16 protein-coding genes are annotated in these 17569 nt (G+C 58.2%); 5 read left to right on the top strand and 11 right to left on the bottom strand.

Annotated elements, in window-relative coordinates; all coding sequences use genetic code 11:
- Positions 1–18 precede the first annotated feature (18 nt).
- The 3 genes from HMPREF2734_RS06050 to HMPREF2734_RS06040 form a co-directional block, all read right to left on the bottom strand.
- A complete protein-coding gene (locus HMPREF2734_RS06050; RefSeq protein ID WP_083308102.1) occupies positions 19–1266 on the bottom strand; it encodes an NAD(P)/FAD-dependent oxidoreductase in 1248 nt (415 codons plus the stop codon).
- A gap of 104 nt (positions 1267–1370) precedes the next feature.
- Positions 1371–3899 (bottom strand): DEAD/DEAH box helicase, encoded by a 2529-nt coding sequence (locus HMPREF2734_RS06045; protein WP_070422404.1) that lies wholly within the window; start codon positions 3897–3899, stop codon positions 1371–1373.
- A gap of 56 nt (positions 3900–3955) precedes the next feature.
- A complete protein-coding gene (locus HMPREF2734_RS06040; protein WP_070569936.1) occupies positions 3956–5005 on the bottom strand; it encodes a PAC2 family protein in 1050 nt (349 codons plus the stop codon).
- 36 nt (positions 5006–5041) lie between these two features.
- On the opposite strand from HMPREF2734_RS06040, the gene HMPREF2734_RS06035 reads away from it, so the two are divergent.
- A complete protein-coding gene (locus tag HMPREF2734_RS06035; protein WP_083292015.1) occupies positions 5042–6289 on the top strand; it encodes a DUF4192 domain-containing protein in 1248 nt (415 codons plus the stop codon).
- Here HMPREF2734_RS06035 and galE read toward each other — a convergent pair.
- From galE to HMPREF2734_RS06005, 6 genes are all read right to left on the bottom strand, one after another.
- The gene (galE, locus tag HMPREF2734_RS06030) at positions 6286–7266 is read right to left on the bottom strand and encodes a UDP-glucose 4-epimerase GalE (RefSeq protein WP_070569935.1); all 981 of its coding nucleotides are present in this window, start codon (positions 7264–7266) and stop codon (positions 6286–6288) included. The two genes, HMPREF2734_RS06035 and galE, sit on opposite strands and share 4 nt — an antisense overlap.
- A gap of 19 nt (positions 7267–7285) precedes the next feature.
- A complete protein-coding gene (locus tag HMPREF2734_RS06025; protein WP_070422350.1) occupies positions 7286–7975 on the bottom strand; it encodes a metal-dependent transcriptional regulator in 690 nt (229 codons plus the stop codon).
- A 129-nt stretch (positions 7976–8104) separates the two neighbouring features.
- A complete protein-coding gene (locus HMPREF2734_RS06020) occupies positions 8105–9094 on the bottom strand; it encodes a sigma-70 family RNA polymerase sigma factor (protein WP_070422351.1) in 990 nt (329 codons plus the stop codon).
- A gap of 118 nt (positions 9095–9212) precedes the next feature.
- Positions 9213–9647, bottom strand: coding sequence for a D-aminoacyl-tRNA deacylase (dtd, locus tag HMPREF2734_RS06015; RefSeq protein WP_070422352.1), 435 nt, complete (start codon positions 9645–9647; stop codon positions 9213–9215).
- Between the two features lie 21 nt (positions 9648–9668).
- Positions 9669–11210, bottom strand: a complete 1542-nt coding sequence (locus tag HMPREF2734_RS06010; RefSeq protein ID WP_070569934.1) for a DUF7782 domain-containing protein — start codon at positions 11208–11210, stop codon at positions 9669–9671.
- Positions 11203–11754, bottom strand: a complete 552-nt coding sequence (locus HMPREF2734_RS06005) for a DUF3099 domain-containing protein (RefSeq protein WP_083308100.1) — start codon at positions 11752–11754, stop codon at positions 11203–11205. The genes HMPREF2734_RS06010 and HMPREF2734_RS06005 overlap by 8 nt, the downstream gene beginning before the upstream one ends.
- A 48-nt stretch (positions 11755–11802) precedes the next feature.
- On the opposite strand from HMPREF2734_RS06005, the gene HMPREF2734_RS06000 reads away from it, so the two are divergent.
- Genes HMPREF2734_RS06000 through HMPREF2734_RS05990 form a run of 3 tightly spaced genes read left to right on the top strand, consistent with a single transcriptional unit; the run spans position 11803 to position 14430 of the window.
- Complete coding sequence (locus HMPREF2734_RS06000) at positions 11803–12060, top strand: DUF3039 domain-containing protein (protein ID WP_070422354.1); 258 nt, start codon at positions 11803–11805, stop codon at positions 12058–12060.
- Positions 12057–13814, top strand: a complete 1758-nt coding sequence (locus HMPREF2734_RS05995; protein WP_070451288.1) for a DEAD/DEAH box helicase — start codon at positions 12057–12059, stop codon at positions 13812–13814. The genes HMPREF2734_RS06000 and HMPREF2734_RS05995 overlap by 4 nt, the downstream gene beginning before the upstream one ends.
- A gap of 52 nt (positions 13815–13866) precedes the next feature.
- Positions 13867–14430 (top strand): DUF4190 domain-containing protein, encoded by a 564-nt coding sequence (locus tag HMPREF2734_RS05990; protein WP_070451290.1) that lies wholly within the window; start codon positions 13867–13869, stop codon positions 14428–14430.
- Between the two features lie 109 nt (positions 14431–14539).
- Here HMPREF2734_RS05990 and HMPREF2734_RS05985 read toward each other — a convergent pair whose 3' ends face one another.
- Together HMPREF2734_RS05985 and ppgK are read right to left on the bottom strand one after the other, a co-directional pair.
- Positions 14540–15982, bottom strand: a complete 1443-nt coding sequence (locus HMPREF2734_RS05985; protein WP_070422357.1) for an RNA polymerase sigma factor — start codon at positions 15980–15982, stop codon at positions 14540–14542.
- A gap of 309 nt (positions 15983–16291) precedes the next feature.
- Positions 16292–17110 (bottom strand): polyphosphate--glucose phosphotransferase, encoded by an 819-nt coding sequence (gene ppgK, locus HMPREF2734_RS05980; protein ID WP_070569928.1) that lies wholly within the window; start codon positions 17108–17110, stop codon positions 16292–16294.
- Between the two features lie 160 nt (positions 17111–17270).
- Between ppgK and HMPREF2734_RS05975 the strand changes: the two genes are divergently transcribed.
- Positions 17271–17564, top strand: a complete 294-nt coding sequence (locus HMPREF2734_RS05975) for a DUF4193 domain-containing protein (protein ID WP_070422359.1) — start codon at positions 17271–17273, stop codon at positions 17562–17564.
- The last annotated feature ends 5 nt before the right edge of the window (positions 17565–17569 follow it).

The following is a 17569-nucleotide window of genomic DNA, read 5'->3' as shown; positions in this document are numbered from 1 at the left end:
GTTTGAAACGTTGGTGCGTTACAGGCCACCGAACGGGCCGCGCAGCGGGTCGAACGGCTTGATCGTCTCGTCGATCTCGCCGGTCACAATCTGCTTTGCCAGCATCTTGCCGGACAGCGGGCCCAGGATGATGCCCCACATGCCGTGACCACCGTTGGTGTACACGTTTGGCACCTTCGTCGCGCCAACCAGTGGGAGACCGTCCGGAGTGACCGGGCGGGAACCGACCCACTCGTCCTGGCGATCTTCCCAGTCGATGCCACGGAAGAACGGCTTCGTCGAGTGAATCATCGAGGTAATACGGCCTGGCTGGAACGGCTCATCCGGGCCGCGGAACTCCATCGTGCCTGCAATGCGGAAGCGACCCTGGTACGGGGTGCAGGCGATCTTTGGATCCGGCAGATACACCGGGCAGGTAGCAGGCTCAGCTGTCTCAACCGAGAAGGAGTAGCCGCGACCAGCCTGAATCATCGTGTTCACACCAAGCTGTTTAGCCAAGGACGGAAGCCACGCACCGGTTGCCAAAACAACGTTGTCGGCCTGCAGCCACTCCCCGGTGGAAAGCTTCACGGCTGGCTTGCGGGTGGAGGTGACCTCTACGACCTCAACACCCGTCGTGATCTTGCCACCGCGCTCGATAATCGAATCTGCAATGGCCCGGCAGTACGGACCCGGCTCGATGAAGCGCTGACCGCCCATGCGGTAGGTTGCGCCGACCTTCTCGGTCAGCATCGGGGCGTCAGTGCGGGCGTCGTCAAGCGTGATCTGCTCGAAAGGAATATCTTGGCCGTGACGCTGAGCGCCTTCGACTTCCTTGAGGAAGCCGGCGGCTTTGCCCTCGTTTTCGAAACCGATGATGAACGGACCCTCATGTGTGGAGGCCTTCACACCACCTGCTTCGAGCTCGTCGAAAGCATCGAGGGAAGCAATATCTGCCTTAGTGAGGCGAGCCATGGTCTTGTCCCATGCGCGTCCCGTCGCGTGTGCCATGAAGTTGGCGCAGAAGCGCCACAGCTTCGGGTCGAAACGCACCGGCACATCCAAAGCAGCGTGCTTATCAAACAGTGCGGTCGGGCCGTATGCCCACAGGCTCGAGTTGGACAGCGGGATCGTCTTGCCCGGTGCCAACCAGCCGGCGTTGCCCCAGGAAGAACCGGCCGCAACATCGATGCGTTCGAGAACTTCCACCTCATGGCCATATTCCTGCAGATGCCATGCGGTTGACAGACCGGTCATGCCGGCGCCGACAACAATTGTGCGCGTCACGTTGTGCTCCTTGTCACGCTAGAACCAAAGTTTGCCCCACACAATCTAGCCGGGGTGGATGTGTTTTGGGGCAAATTAGAACTTTCCGTTTCATGCGAGCACTTCTACTGCCCCCGAACCTCCAACGAGGAGACCCGAACCTCACCCGCTTCATCGGATGCGTCGAGATCCACCACACCGTGAATCTGGAACGCGTTGTCGCCTTCGGGGTCGTTAATAATCTGGGTGACCTGCCAGGATCTGCCGGATTGATCACCGATGTGGAAGAATTCAGGACCGCGTGCGTCTGGGCCAAGATCGACATCGTCGTACTCGTCGAAGTAGTCGTCCATCGCCCCCGGCCAATCCACCCGCTCGTCTGTTTCTAGGTAGTCGAGCATCTCGGCCAACTCATCTTCTTTCTCATAAGCGAACAGTTCGACCATTCGGAAGAAGTAGTTGCGGACCATGATTGTGAACGCACGACGGTTGGCGGTCAGTGCGGATGGGTCTTGTACACCAAACGCCAGCTCTCGGTCGATGGTTTCCTGGCTGACAGGTTCGTCTTCTCCGGTCATGTGCGCCCATTCGTCGATGAGCGACGAGTCCACCTGACGAATCATCTCGCCGAGCCATACGACGATGTCCTCGAGCTCGTCGTTCATGTAGGCATCGGGGATGGAGTAGGAGAGCGTGCGCCAAGCATCGGTGAGGTAGCGAAGCACCACACCCTCGGAGCGCGCCAGCCCATATGTGGAAATGAGATCGGAGAACGTCATTGCGTGCTCGATCATGTCCCGCACCACAGACTTCGGCGACGGCTCGAACTCCTTCGCCCACGGGTTGCCCTGGGTGAAGGTATCGAACGCTTCGTCCAACTCGTCGGCCAATGGCTTCGGATAGGTGACATCCTCAATAATCGCCATGCGCTCGGTGTAGTCAACACCTTCAGCCTTTAGCGCAGCAATTTCTTCTCCACGAGCGGCTTTCTCTTGCGCTTGGAGGAGTTGCCTCGGGTCGTCGAGGATCGCTTCAAATGCTGAGATGACATCAAGGGTGTATGTATCCGATTCCGGATCCAGCAGGGTAAGAAACGCCAGTGCGAACGGAGCGAGAGGTTGATTTAGCGCAAAGTCGCGGTCGAGCTCCTGCGTCAGCGTGTATGGGCGAAACGCGGGAGAGTCCGGAGTACGTTCCACCACTCCAGCGTTAATCAGCCCACGGAATAGCTCCACTGCGGTGAGGATGTCCCTGTTCTGCTTCGCACGGTTGTCGTGGTTGTCGCGCAGTAACTTGCGCATGTGCTCGTAGCCGTCACCAGGACGTGCCACCACGTTGAGCAGCATCGAGTTGCTCACCTTGAACTGGCTTGTCAGTTCTTCGGGTTCAGCGACCTTCAGACGTTCAAAAGTGTTCTCAGACCAGGAAACTTCACCGTCGCGGGCAGATTTCTTCCGTATCTTCTTGAGTTTCTTCGGATCATCACCCGCCTTGCGGCGCAGCTTTACGTTTTCTATCTCGTGTTCGGGCGCTTCCACCACTACAGTGCCTTCGGTGTCGTAGCCTGCGCGACCTGCGCGGCCTGCGATTTGGTGGAATTCACGCGACTTCAAGATGCGCTGGCGAGTTCCGTCGTATTTGGCCAACCCAGTGATGAGCACTGTACGAATCGGCACGTTAATCCCCACACCGAGCGTGTCTGTACCGCAGATGACCTTCAGTAAGCCGGTTTGGGAAAGCCGTTCGACAAGGCGACGGTACTTCGGCAACATGCCTGCGTGGTGGATTCCGATGCCACGACGCACAAGTTTGGACAGCGTCTTGCCAAACGTGGTGGTAAAGCGGAAATTGCCAATCTCTTCAGCGATCCGCTGCTTTTCCTCATCCGTAATGATTTTCATGCTGGTCAGCGCTTGCGCTCGTTCAGTGGCTTCGCGCTGAGAGAAATGCACAACGTAGATCGGTGCCTTGCCGTCGGCGAGCAGCTCCTCAATCGTCTCGTGCACCGGCGTGAACACATAGTGGAAATCCAGCGGAACGGGACGCTCAGCGCCGCCCACATAAGTGGTGGTGCGCCCGGTGCGTTTCGTCAGGTCCTCCTCGAGCCACGCAGTATCGCCTAGTGTCGCCGACATCAGCAGAAACTGTGCCTTTGGCAACTCGAGGAGCGGAACCTGCCAGGCCCATCCGCGCTCCGGCTCGGAATAGTAATGGAACTCGTCCATGACGACCTGGTCGATCCGTGCATGCTCGCCCTCTCGTAGCGCGATATTTGCGACGATCTCCGCTGTGGCTGCAATGATTGGCGCATTGGAGTTCACCGTTGCGTCACCGGTCATCATGCCGACGTTTTCAGCGCCGAAAATCTCGCACAGCGCGAAAAACTTCTCGCTTACCAGTGCCTTAATCGGCGCGGTGTAAAACGATCGTTGTCCACGGGCGAGGGCAATGAAATGCGCCGCGTTGGCCACCATGGACTTCCCGGATCCAGTTGGGGTAGCCAAGATAACGTTGTCGCCAGCGAGCAACGCTAGCGAAGCTTCCTCTTGAGCAGGGTAGAGGCTGATACCGCGGGACTCGGTCCAGGAGGTAAACGAGTCCCACACCACGTCCTCGAAGAGGGACTCTGGTGCTTCGGCAATGTCGGAGAGCATATCAGTGAGCGTCACGCTCACCACCGTAGCTGACCGCCCCGACATCCCATCAGCATTTAGGATGTTGCGCCGGTGTCACCGTCGCTGTCGTCGCTGTCGCCGTCACCTTCTTCAGCGTCGGGGTCGATGAAGTAGTAGTCACGCAAGCGCCGATCAGTGTCCTCATCGTGAGGCAGGCTGCGCTGTTGACCACGGTTGCGGTCACGGTCCTCTATGGCGGTGAGGTAGTTCTCAAAAGCCTCGCTAATTTCCTCACCAGACGGCATCTGCGCCTCGCCAGGCATCATGGCCTGCGGATGGTGGCGACGGTATTCCTCCATCTCCTGGTCATAGTGTTCCTCCAAGGCCTGGACCACATGGGTGATCTCAGCGGAGTTCGTCGTTTGTTCTGCAAGTTGCTGGGAGACCCGCTTCATGTCGCCTTCCAACGAACCAAGCGGGAAGGTCAACGTGGTGGAATCCTCTACCGACTGCAAGAGCTGGAAAGTTGCGTGCGGGTACGGAGAAGCAGCGACATAGTGCGGGACGTGCGCTGTGTAGCCTGCGACATTTCGCCCACGCTTGTGGAGTTCGCGCTCAATGAGAATTGCGGCGGAGCCAGGAACGCTCACCATACCGTCGAAGGTGTACATCGAGCCGACGAGGTCGGTGTCGTTGCCGTGTGCTGATACCACAAGGGGGCGAGTGTGTGGCGCGCCCATAGGGGCAGCGTAGAGGCAGATCGTTTTATCCACGTTGAAACGCTCGACGAGGTCGGCGACTGCATTGCTAAACGCTTCCCAGCGAAGATCCGGTTCAGGCCCGGACAGGAGCAAGAAAGACTTGCCCTTGCTGTCGCGCAGGACCCGCATATCGAGTTGCAGGTCTGCAACGTCTGCGATTTCAGCATGGGCGAGTGTCACCGTTGGGCGTCGTGAGCGGTAGTCGATGAGCTCGTCGTTGCTAAACGTCGCCACCGTATGGGTCTCTAGCGCGGCCTTAAGATGGTCGGCTGCAGACTCAACTGCGTGACCTGCGTCGGCGTAGCCGTGCATGGCAATAATCAGCGCCGGGCCCGATTGGGAGGTGCTGTCCACGGTGGGCGAGGGGTACTCAAGCTCGTACATCTGCTGATCGTAAGTCACGGTTGTAGATCTCCTGAAATGGTATCGCTGATTCCCCCACCACAACGAAGGAAGCGAGCAAAACATTCCCCGTTATGTTTTTGGATGGAACCGAACACTGTTTCAGTGCGTCTGATATTTATGACAGACACTCAACCACAAGGAACTCATTCATCGGATGGTGCTGGCGCGGCGCACCACGACACCTACACATTGCAATCGCCCGCGCACTTGATTGCATCACTTCCTGGAACTCTCGGGTACTTTCCAACTGAAACTGTTTCGCTGATCACCTTGCAAGCGCGTCCGGGGGAACCTGACATCTTGGATGTTGGACCGTATTTGTGCTCGGATTTGGGCAGCACAGAGCAGCTTCGCAACATGCTTGAGCAACTGCCAATAACGCAACGTGTGGCGACGTTTGGCGTGATCATTAGCCGAGTCCCTGATTCGGAGATGGTCAAACAGGCCGTTAAGGAGTTGCGAGACAGTTATCAGGGGATTGTGCCACTGGTCGACGCGTGCTGGTTAGTTTCGGAAGTCGCTGATGGCACCCCGTACCGCCTCGCGTTCTCCAACGAGACGGAGAACGCACAGATCTGGGGGTGGGAGGACACATTCGCTTCGGGTACGGTCGCTTCGGTGATCGCGTCGCCGGCGATGCGGCCGTACATCGATAACGGCTTGCTGCCGGAGCTCGATCGCGCGGATACGTTCGAGCACTTCGACCCGCTATTGCTCAGCGATGCTGTGCGTTGCGACGAGGTCGCGCCCGCTGCGTATCGACGAGGCCTTGACCTAATGGATCTGGTCTCAGTGGCACCTGCCCTTGCGCGCCGGGACGTCGAGCGGGCCTGCGAGCTCTTCGTCTCAACGCCAGCGGATTCGATCATTGACGGGGATGGATACGTTGAACTGAGCGATGTGTTTCAGTCGGATGACGAAGTCGAACTTATCGCCGCGATGCTGAGCAGAAGCCGGTTGCGCGACTGCTTAATCGTCGACGCGCTTGCATACCCGTTCGGGGCATCCGCGGTCATGCTGTGTATCGCGAGGAACTTCACCGGAGCCATTCGGGCCAACGCGTTGTGTCTTTGGGCGATGGTTGCCCTTTCCCAACGCTTGTACGCATGGGCGGGCACTGCGTTGCGGTGCGCAGACGAGGAAGTTCCAGGTCATGCGCTGTCGAATCTGCTGCTGCAAGTGATGCTGGCGGGCAAGGCAGAAGAGATTCTTGAAGTGAGCAGTCGAGCATGCAGAGACACGTGGCTCGAATTCGGAGGTTAACGCGCCGAGTGCGAACGGCTTCCCAGTTCGCGGGTGAACGCCCATGCGTCCTCGACGATTCGGCGTAGATCTGTGCGGGTGGGGTTCCAACCAAGCTCACTTTTGATCTTTTCGGACGACGCGATGAGCACAGCCGGGTCGCCTGCACGGCGAGGAGCTACCTCAGCTGGGATGGGATGGCCGGTGACTTCGCGACACATCTCCACAACTTCTCGCACCGAATAGCCAGCACCGGAACCAAGGCTATAGATCTTGTGTTGGCCAGGCGTGTTGTTTTCCAAAGCGAGCATGTGGGCGTCGGCGAGGTCGCGGATGTGAATGTAGTCGCGCACGCAAGTACCGTCGTTTGTTGGCCAGTCATCGCCGTACATCATGATCTTGTCGCGGTAGCCCATGGCAACCTGCAACACAATGGGGATGAGGTGGGTTTCAGTGATGTGGTTTTCACCAACACCGTTGTGTGCGCCGGCGACGTTGAAGTAGCGCAGACTCGTTGCGCCGAGGCCGTACGCATTGGCGTAGGACGTGATTGCGTGGTCAATCGCTAGCTTGGAGGCGCCATAGGGATTCGTTGGACGTGTTGGCGCATCTTCGGTAATCGGCACGGTGTCTGGTTCACCGTAGGTGGCAGCGGTCGAGGAAAACACCAGGGATTTCACGTCGTGCTTGCGCATTGCGTCGAGCAACGCGAGTGATACTCCGACATTGCCATGCCAGTACTTGGCGGGATCCTCCATCGACTCGCCGACAAGCGAGCGTGCAGCGAAATGCAGTACGCCATCGATGTCACCGTCAGCCAGTACGTCGTCGATAACATCGACAATGTTTCCCTCAACGAGCACAGCCTGCTCAGGGACAGCGTAGCGGTTTCCAGTGCTGAAATCGTCGATAACGGTGACGTCGTGGCCTGCTTCAAGCAGTGCTTGCGCGCACACACTTCCGACGTATCCTGCGCCGCCTGTGACTACAAGTTTCATGGGGTTTCTCCTCGAAGCGTTAGTTGAGCGGTTCGACGCGCAGCGCGTGTGCCAGCTCAGATGGAAGTACAACAGTTTCTCCGTTGGCGGTCTTGACTTCCAGCGCGCCGTCTTCAAATGGAGTCAACGTCACTTCTTGGCCGACGAAGTGACCGATGCCTGCAAGGGAGACACCGTCTGTCAACGGGACCTGAAGAATTTCCGAAATCTGCACAACACGCGCTCTGGTCGGCTCCTGGATTCGAAGATCGGTCGCTCGAGTTCCGCGTGTCTCGGGCACCCCCTGTGGTGCTCCCAGCTCTTCCAGTGCGGGGATCGGGTTACCAAATGGGGAGTGGGTGGGGTTATCCAACACTGCGACAAGGCGACGTTCGACCTCTTCGCTCATGACGTGTTCCCAGCGACATGCCTCGTCGTGCACTTTCTCAATATCAAGGCGCAGCACGTCGGTCAGAAGACGTTCCGCGAGACGGTGTTTGCGCATCACCGCGGTTGCGAGTGCGCGCCCTTCCTCAGTGAGGGAGAGGGAACGGTCTTGCTCAACAACGATAAGTCCGTCGCGCTCCATGCGTGCCACAGTTTGCGACACGGTGGGGCCAGACTGCTCAAGCCGTTCAGCGATGCGAGCGCGAAGGGGAGTGATGCCCTCTTCTTCCAGCTCGTAGACCGTTCGCAAGTACATTTCTGTGGTGTCGACGAGGTCACGCACGGTTGTTGGTTCCTTCCACTCGACGAGGCAGCAGCTGTTGCTGCTATAACGAACGTTCGACAAATACTGTAGCCCAGCGATAGTGACCTAAGTCCCATCACTGGGCGTAGTTGTTGTTTTTCCTAATGGCTACATTGCGTAATCGCGAAGACGGTCTGCACGTTCGCCCACACGAAGCTTCGCCATGACTTCGCGTTCGATCTGACGTACACGTTCCCGGGATAGTCCGTACTGTCGGCCAATCTGGTCCAAGGTGCGCGGCACACCGTCAGTCAGTCCATAGCGCATGCGGATGACATCCTGTTCGCGCTGCTCAAGGCCATTAATGATGTCTTGAATGTCGTCATGGCGCAGCGTAGTTACGACGGCGTCTTCGGCGTCGGTGGCTTCCGCGTCCTCGATGAAGTCACCCAAAGGCGCCTCTTCATCTGCACCGACCGGCATATCCAAGCTGACGGGGTCGCGGGATTGGCGCAGCAGCATTTCGATCTTGGACTCTTCGATGCCGGACTCTTCGGACAGTTCCTCGTTCGTCGGCTCACGGCCGAGAGATTGATACATTTCGCGACGAATACGTGAGAGCTTGTTGACCTGTTCGACAAGGTGCACAGGGAGGCGGATTGTGCGGGACTGGTCAGCCATACCTCGCGTGATTGCTTGGCGGATCCACCAGGTGGCGTAGGTGGAAAACTTAAAGCCCTTGGCGTAGTCAAACTTTTCCATCGCACGAATAAGGCCGAGGTTGCCTTCTTGGATGAGGTCCAACAGTGGCATTCCGCGGCCGGTGTAGCGCTTCGCAAGCGATACGACCAGGCGCAGGTTCGCCTCGAGGAGGTGCGCGCGCGCCTTGCGGCCTTGCTTAGCGAGGATTGTCAGGTCGCGCTTTTTTGCCCGGGTGAGTTTCACCTCCGGATCGTCGAGAAGATGCTGAGCGTAGAGGCCAACTTCGATCTGTTGGGCAAGCTCGACCTCTTCTTCAGCGTTGAGTAGGGCGGTTTTGCCGATGCCGTTGAGATAAACGCGTACAAGGTCTGCGGATGGGTTGTCGTTGGTCTGATTACGTCGGCTACCGCGGTCGACGTTCTCTTCTTTTTCTGTGGCACGATCCGGCTGGGTCATGTGACAACGCCTCCTCGGACTGGGGTGAAACACTTCATGTTGCATCGCTGCAATCTGATAGAGCAACGGTCCGAGGTGAAGAGGTGTTCCCGCGGGCACCATTTATATTCACTGAGCGTTACGTTTCTACCAACACGGTGAACGGCCCTTCGTTGACACTCTGGACTTGCATGTTGGCGCCGAATCGCCCTTCTTCGACATGAATTCCGCGTTCACGCAGTGCCGACGCGATCTTTGCGATGATTGGCTCCGCAACTTCGCCAGGGGCAGCGTCTCCCCACGATGGGCGGCGACCCTTGGCAGTGCGGCCTAAAAGCGTGAACTGGCTGACTAAAAGCACCGGAGCATTGACGTCTTCAACGGACTTTTCCCCGTCGAGAATGCGCAGTTCTGCAATTTTGCGGGCCATCTTTTGCCAGGCTTCTTCGTCGTCTTCGCGGCCAACGCCGACAAGGGCGAGGATTCCGCCTGTCTCAGCGCAATTGATAGCGCCGACAACGTCGCCGTCGACGGTGACGGAAGCCTCGGAAACGCGGGTCAGGACGGCTTTCACAGGATATTCCTCTGTTTCTGATCAGATAGCGGCGATTTCTGCGGGTAGGACAACGCCATGACGGACAAGATCAACTGTGGCTGCCGAGCTGGATTGCTCAAGTTCATGTAGTGCAGCCTCGTCGTTAATACCGTTGGCAGCAGCGTAGAGCCCAGTGACGTCGCGAAGCGCAAGGCCTTGCGGGTGCAGCCCACGAATAACGGAGAGCACCCCAGCATCCACGGTATGGGTAAACCGTGGCCCGTCCGTGCGAGTCACACGGATGACCTCGGGTGCGAAGCCGATACCGGTTTCGGTGTCGGCCAAACTGACCTCCTCAAGCGCGACCCCTGGGCGCAGCATGTATTGGGCATCAAGAACTTCGGCGAAGGATTTTCCACGCAGCCAATCGCTACGCAGGAAGTATTCTTCAACCTCCGGTGCTAAGCGGTCAGTGAAATGCTGGGATAGTTCCTCAGCGGTGACCTCAGTTGCGGCATCGCCGATATCTTCCAAGACAATCCACCCGAATCCGATTCCAGTGACGTTATTTTGCGCAAAGTGCTCCAGCCACCGTTCGGTGCGTTCGATGCCTTCAGTAGAGCGGGGGTCGATGGATTCGTCGCGAAGCCACGTGGAGATGTACATCCCTGGATCCACAACATCGCGCTGCAGCACCCAGGCGTTCACTCCTGTGCTGGGCAACCACGACGCCACTCGAGACTGCCAGGACGCATCCTTGCTGTGCACCCAGGAACCCAGGATGAAAGCACGGCCGCCTTCGGCAAGATGTTCCACTGCGCCGGAGACAACGAGCTCGGAGGCCGCATCAAGATCCAAGCCTGAATCGCGGTAGACATGGCCCACCTCGGGTAGTCCGACAACAAATGGGGGGTTGGCCACAATGCGGTCGAACCGTTCGCCCGCAACAGGTTCAAACCAACTTCCTTGCCTCAGTTCCACATTGTCTACACCGTTGGCAGCAAACGTCGCTCGAGCTAAGTCCAGCGCTCGACCGTGAACATCTGTCGCGACAACTCTCTTAGCAACGTGGGCCTGTGCAAGTGCCTGCACCCCCGAACCCGTTCCCAAATCCAAAACAGACGACACCGGTGTCTGAGGCGCAGCCGAAAGCAGTGATAAGGAAGCGGCGCCAACGCCGAGAACATGATCGTGTCCTGGGACGATGTCGGTCATCGACGCATCGAGATCGGAAAAGACAAAGCGCTCCTCATCTGCGATCACATGCGGGCGCACATCGAGTGCGATGTGAAGTTCGGCATTGTCGGTTGCAGGGGCGACCACGCAGTCGTCGATAAGCAGCTGCACAAGCTCTTGCGACAGCACATCACTGAGTTCCGCTGCGGTGCATGGCTCGCGCAAGATAAAAAACCGGATCAACCGCGACAAACGGGACCCATCCTGGCACGCGTGGCGCACTACTCCAGGCTCACCGCGAAACATCGCCTGCGTCGCGGCTGGCCCAAGGTGCTCAGCAATCCCTGCGGACGTAAAACCGGCCTTTGCCAATGCTTGGGCAAGAGTTTTCGCTGTCTCCGGGCTTACCGTTACTGAATCACTCATCGTTGTCTCCTGTTGCATCATCCCCACCGTCGTCGTGATCGATGATATCGGGCACGTTTGCCGTGCTTGATGACGAACTCTCGAGCGCCACACGACGAGAGTTCTCCAACCGAATCTCCTCACGCACTACCGCAGGCTTGTACACGTTTTTTGAGCGTGCATCCCGCTTCTCGCCCTGTGCGTTGCCCAACACCACCGCAATCCAAGGCAGCGGTACCGAGACGACGAACAATATCGCCGCCAGCACCCACCAGCTCATCCACGCAGCCCAGATCGCGGCGAGGATGAACGGTAGGCGAAGCCCCTGCAAAATGGCGTACTGCTTCTCACGAGACTGCCGGTTTTGTTCAGGACTCGTCACCGCGTCTGTGATCAAGGCGCGGGCCATGCGACGACGGCGACGCGAGTGGGGCACAGAGGAGTCGACGACATCCTCGGCTTGAGCGTCAACCGTCTGATCGTCCTGGCTCAAACTAGAGAACAACCCGTCACGGGCTCGGTCCCGCGGATCAGAATCGGGGGAAACGTTCTCATTGGTGCTCATATGCGTCGAGGTTAGCCCTCCGGCTTAACCTCTCGCTCAATTTGGGGCATGATAGAGCGCGTGAACACGACGACGAAGACACTTGAACGCCCGGATTTGCGGGAAGATACCTCGTCGACAACCGACGACGGAACCCCGAAGTTTTTCCACTACGTCAAAAAAGACCAAATTGTCGACTCTGCGATTTCCGGCAAAATGGTCGTCGCCCTGTGTGGCGAAACCTTCCCGGTGAAAAAACAAGCAAAGCCCGGCTCTCCGGTGTGCCCGGACTGCGAGCGGATCTATAAGGGGCTGCGCCGCAAGTGACAGCCGCGTCTTCTGGGCCTTCGCTGCGCAAATGGCAGCAGGAGGCCCTCGATTCGTTTCTGAGTACCAAGCCACGCGACTTCATGGCTGTGGCAACGCCCGGCGCAGGTAAGACCACCTTCGCGCTCACGCTTGCCTCGACCCTGCTTGCTGACCGCACCGTTCAGCGCATTATCGTTGTCGTACCGACCGAACACCTCAAGCACCAGTGGTCGGACGCCGCCAAGCGGTTCGGAATGTCGTTGGACCCAAACTTCACCAACTCTTCGGCAGTCAACGCCGCCTACGACGGCATCGTCGTCACGTATGCGCAAGTAGGTATGCACCCCTTCAAACACCATGCTGTCGCTTCAGCACGACGCACGCTGGTGATTCTCGACGAGATCCACCACGCAGGTGACTCCAAGAGCTGGGGTGATGGTGTCTACGAGGCATACAACGACGTCGAACACCGACTCGCTCTGACCGGTACACCATTTCGTTCCGACGACTCGCAGATTCCTTTCGTGCGCTACGTCGAAGACGGCGCCGGCCACCTCGTCTCAGAATCGGACTACACCTACGGCTATTCCCACGCACTGGCCGATGGCGTCGTCCGACCCGTGGTGTTCCTTGCATACTCGGGCGAAGCACAATGGAAAGACTCAGCAGGGGAGGAGTACTCAGCTCGCCTCGGCGAACCACTGAACGCCGAACAAACCGCACGTGCATGGAAGACCGCACTGGACCCGAAAGGTGACTGGGTCGCAGCCGTCCTTAATGCTGCACACACCCGCCTGATGAAAGTCCGCGCAAACATGCCAGACGCTGGCGGACTAGTCATCGCCACCAACAAAACCACCGCCCGCGCATACGCGAAGATCCTGGAAAAACTTTCCAACACCCCAGTCACGCTCGTTCTTTCCGACGAACCAGGCGCCTCCGATCGAATCGACGAATTCTCAGCATCTCGCGACGAATGGATGGTCGCTGTCCGCATGGTGTCCGAAGGCGTCGACGTGCCACGCCTATCCGTCGGCGTCTACGCAACCTCAGCATCCACACCATTGTTCTTCGCCCAGGCCATCGGACGCTTCGTCCGTTCCCGCATGCCCGGCGAATCGGCCTCCGTCTTCCTGCCCTCCGTCCCAGTGCTGCTGCGCCTGGCTGAGGAAATGGAAGTTTCTCGCGACCACGTCCTAGGCAAACCTCACCGCGAATCCGGCTGGTCCGACGAACTGCTCGAGCAGGCCAACCGCACCCAAAACGAACCCGACGAAACCTCCGGATACGAAACCATCGGAGCATCGGCGGAGCTCGACTCGCTGATCTTCGACGGATCCACCTACGGCACCCCAACAGTCGCCGGCTCTGCAGAGGAACAAGACTTCCTCGGACTGCCCGGCCTCCTCGACGCCGAGCAAGTACGCACCCTGCTGGCCAAACGCCAGGCCGACCAACTCGACGCACGCGATGCTGAAGAAAAAGCGCGCCGGGCAGAGGAACGACGCGCTCGTGAACGAGCAGAGATCCTCGGGGAGCCGCAGAAGGTAACACAGCCGGTGGAGGAGACTCCCCAAAGTGCAACTGCAGCTGACGAACTCCCTCAGCTACGCAGCGAACTCAACGCGCGCGTATCCATCGTCGCCAGCAAAACTGGTCGCCCACACGGTGCGATCCACACCGAGGTACGAAAGGCCTGCGGAGGTCCACCGACTGCACTGTGTAGCGCGGAACAGCTCCGAGAACGCATCGCATACCTTCGTGACTGGTGACACCGAAGTCGGTACAGTGGGCGGGCACATTACGTAAAACGAGGAGAAACGAATGACTGACCGCTACAACCCCAACGGTTACCCGAACGACCCGAACGGCCACCCTGAGGGAGTCTCGCCCTATAACCAGCCGCAGCCGGAAGGCTACGACACAGCGAACAACTACGCCGGCTATGAGGCACCAGCGGGCTATGACACGGCCCAGAGCCCCTCCGCTTACGGCGCGCCCTACGGCACAGCGCCGGTAGGGGAGCAGAAACCTAATGGCGTTGCAATGGCAGCCCTGATTTTCGGCATTCTCTCGATCCCTGCCATGTTCACGTTGTTCGGTGCCATCATTCTTGGTGTCATCGCGGTGATCCTCGGCATCGTTGGTATCCGTAAATCGAAGAACATCGTGGGGCCGGGTTCCCGCAAAGGCATGGCGGTGACCGGCCTGGTCCTAGGCGCTTTCGCAATGATCGCAACTGCGGTGATGATCTTCTGGGGTGTGTACTTTGCCAAGGACATCATCGGCGATTGTGAACAGTACCAATCGGACAACGCTGCATACCAGAAGTGCATCGAAGATGGCTTCAATGAAAAGATAAATGAAATGGAAGGGTCCTCGAACTAAAGACCGCGGTGATACTCGCCGTAAACGAGTAGCACCGAGTAAAGCGCAAGCTCAGCGCCCCGGCAGATACATGATCTGGCCGGGGCGCTGAGCTTTGTCGCGTGAAAATTTAGTCCAGGTAGTCGCGCAACACCTGGGAGCGCGACGGGTGACGCAACTTCGACATCGTCTTCGACTCGATCTGGCGGATACGTTCACGCGTGACGCCGTAGACCTGACCAATCTCATCTAAGGTGCGCGGCATGCCATCGCTCAAGCCGAAGCGCAGGCGAACGACGCCAGCCTCACGTTCGGTGAGCGTGTGCAGAACGTCTTGCAGCTGATCCTGTAGAAGCGTGAAGGACACGGCATCCACGGCAACGACTGCCTCGGAGTCTTCGATGAAGTCGCCGAGCTGGCTATCGCCCTCGTCACCAATCGTCTGGTCGAGCGAAATCGGCTCACGAGCGTACTGCTGGATCTCGAGGACCTTCTCCTCGGTGATATCCATTTCCTTTGCCAGTTCGAGCGGCGTTGGCTCGCGACCGAGGTCCTGCAGCAGCTCACGCTGAATGCGGCCAAGCTTGTTGATGACCTCGACCATGTGCACCGGAATACGAATGGTGCGGGCCTGGTCTGCCATAGCACGCGTAATTGCCTGGCGGATCCACCACGTGGCATAGGTGGAGAACTTGTAGCCCTTGGAATAGTCGAACTTCTCAACGGCACGGATGAGGCCAAGGTTTCCTTCCTGAATCAGATCCAGGAATGCCATCCCGCGGCCGGTGTAACGCTTGGCCAGCGACACGACGAGACGCAAGTTCGCCTCGAGCAGATGGTTCTTTGCCTTGCGGCCATCACGAGCAACCGCGCGGAGATCACGCTTTACCGCAGGCGTGAGCTTTGCATCCTTGTCGCCTTCTGCAGCAGCACGTGCCATCTCGTCGAGACGGTGCTGTGCGTAGAGTCCTGCCTCGATGCGCTTCGCAAGAGAGACCTCTTGCTCTGCATCGAGAAGTGCAACCTTGCCGATTTGCTTGAGGTAGGCACGAACAGAGTCCGCGGATGCGGTCAGCTGAGCATCCTTGCGTGCTTGGCGCAGGGCAGCGGATTCTTCAATGTCCCAGACAGAAGAACCGTCGTCCTCTTCTTCCTCGTCATCTTCGTCTTCGGTCTCGTCGGCGTCGTCCATGGCACCGTCGAGATCTTCGTCGAACGCGTCGTCCTCATCGTCGCCCATGTCCGGGTCGTAATCCTCGGCATCGGTCGGATCCAAGGACTCGTCGTCCGCGCTTGTTGCCTCGAGATCCTCGGTCTCGGCTTCGTCCGCCTTCGCTGCAGCGGTTTGAGCAGCCTTTGTGGTGCGCTTCGCCGCAGACTTACGGACAGTTTTCTTCGCGGACTTCTTTACCGTCTTCTTGGCTGTCTTTTTCGCGGTTTTCTTCGCAGTCTTTTTAGCAGTCTTTTTCGCGGTTTTCTTCACTGCTTTTTTGGCTGCTTTCTTCACCGTCTTCTTGGCAGGCTTCGAGTCGGTACCGGAACCGTTGCTCTCGCCACCGTTTGACGGATCCACAGGCTCGCCATGAACGGTGTTGTTGCTTGAAGCTTCGCTGGCTACCACGTACGCCCTTTCGACTCATCAGACTATCTCGGGGCCGGGACCTCGCAAGAGGTTCGGCCCACAACCACTGCGATGTGCACTTCACCGTTGTGAAGTGCAGTTGGTGCAGTGTTTGCTACCACTGGAAAACCAGGGTACGCAAGCACATAAAAATTTTCAGAACGCCCATCCTAGCAAGCAGGTGAACGTTCCATTTTTATGTGCCTACTGCACGTATGGGCGCGTAGCCCGAATATGCAGAATGTCAACACCCTACAGGATTTACCTATGAGGTGAGCCAGCGACATGACCGGCACCGGCCTTGGCAGCGCCCACGATGCCTGCTCGATTCAGTAACTTGGCCACAACTACTGGAGTGTTGACGTTCAGCAGTGGAACCCACTGGTCACTGTTTTCCGAAACACCGCCGCCAACGATGATGACATCCGGGTTGAGGAGTCGTTCGTATTCGCAAAGAACAGTTTCCACGCGCTTGGCCCAATCGGCGTAAGAAAGGCCTTCCCTCGTGCGCACGGCGGATGACGCAAGGTGTTCGGCCTCGGTGTCGTCGATAAGCAGATGCCCGAGCTCGCTATTGGCAAAGAGCTGACCGTTAGCTAGAAGCGCTGAGCCGATACCCGTGCCAAACGTCAGAAACAAGGCAGAGCCGCGCTGTGCTTCGGGGCTTCCGAAAGACACCTCCGCAAGCCCGGCTGCGTCGGCATCGTTGAGCACAGTGACATCGTGGTGCCCCAGCACGGTAGAGAAGAGCTCAACCACATCCGTGCCCACCCAAGTCGGGTCAATATTCGCCGCAGTGCGGGCAATGTTGCGGACAATCACGCTCGGAAGCGCAATCCCAACCGGGCCTGACCATGCTGCTTGACGCGTTAACTGCGCGATCGCCTCTGCAATAGCGTCAGGGGTCGCCGGTTGTGGCGTAGGCACCTCAAGTCTTTCACCGTGAAATTCGCCACTGTGAAGGTCGACAACCGCAGCCTTCAGGGAGGAGCCTCCAACGTCAACTCCAAAGCCGAACCGGGATGAAGGGGAAACTGAGCGCGACACGTGCGACTCGTTGTGTGGTTGAGGTGAGGTCATGTGCGCAGTGTACAAACTTGCACCCTTGTGCGGATGATGTCGAAAAAATGAGTTTCTACCAGCAAAGATGACAGAAGCATGGACGTGCTTTAGTATTCCGCTCAAATGTCGCGTGTAGAGGCGCGATCAAGCACGACGTTGAGCTGGAGGAACATCAAGCATGGCCACCGATTACGATGCGCCGCGCCGCCGCATGGACGACGACATCGAAACCGACTCCCTCGAAGGCCTGAAGGCAGCAGAGGTTGCAGGCAGCAGCATGGACGATGATGGGGAAATCGTTGAGCCTGTCGAGCCCCCGACGCAGGACCTCTCGGGTGAGGAACTCAATGTTGAGGTCAAGCCGCGACAGGAAGACGAATTCACCTGCGCGTCCTGCTTCTTGGTGCAAAAGAACAAGCGCCTCGCCTATGTCGAGGACGACGGCTCCAAGATCTGCCTCGACTGCGAGTAATTAGT

Source organism: Corynebacterium sp. HMSC055D05 (assembly GCF_001810365.1).
Lineage (GTDB): Bacteria > Actinomycetota > Actinomycetes > Mycobacteriales > Mycobacteriaceae > Corynebacterium > Corynebacterium coyleae.
Note: the sequence above shows the minus strand (reverse complement) of the source record. Positions and strands in the feature narration are given on the sequence as shown.

Bases quoted from the DNA above. Each gene is read 5' to 3' on its own strand.
- HMPREF2734_RS06045 (WP_070422404.1), bottom strand. From the start codon at position 3,899: ATGCTCTCCGACATTGCCGAAGCACCAGAGTCCCTCTTCGAGGACGTG.
- HMPREF2734_RS06040 (WP_070569936.1), bottom strand. From the start codon at position 5,005: ATGTACGAGCTTGAGTACCCCTCGCCCACCGTGGACAGCACCTCCCAA.
- HMPREF2734_RS06035 (WP_083292015.1), top strand. From the start codon at position 5,042: ATGGTATCGCTGATTCCCCCACCACAACGAAGGAAGCGAGCAAAACAT.
- galE (WP_070569935.1), bottom strand. From the start codon at position 7,266: ATGAAACTTGTAGTCACAGGCGGCGCAGGATACGTCGGAAGTGTGTGC.
- HMPREF2734_RS06020 (WP_070422351.1), bottom strand. From the start codon at position 9,094: ATGACCCAGCCGGATCGTGCCACAGAAAAAGAAGAGAACGTCGACCGC.
- HMPREF2734_RS06010 (WP_070569934.1), bottom strand. From the start codon at position 11,210: ATGAGTGATTCAGTAACGGTAAGCCCGGAGACAGCGAAAACTCTTGCC.
- HMPREF2734_RS06005 (WP_083308100.1), bottom strand. From the start codon at position 11,754: ATGAGCACCAATGAGAACGTTTCCCCCGATTCTGATCCGCGGGACCGA.
- HMPREF2734_RS06000 (WP_070422354.1), top strand. From the start codon at position 11,803: ATGATAGAGCGCGTGAACACGACGACGAAGACACTTGAACGCCCGGAT.
- HMPREF2734_RS05990 (WP_070451290.1), top strand. From the start codon at position 13,867: ATGACTGACCGCTACAACCCCAACGGTTACCCGAACGACCCGAACGGC.
- ppgK (WP_070569928.1), bottom strand. From the start codon at position 17,110: ATGACCTCACCTCAACCACACAACGAGTCGCACGTGTCGCGCTCAGTT.
- HMPREF2734_RS05975 (WP_070422359.1), top strand. From the start codon at position 17,271: ATGGCCACCGATTACGATGCGCCGCGCCGCCGCATGGACGACGACATC.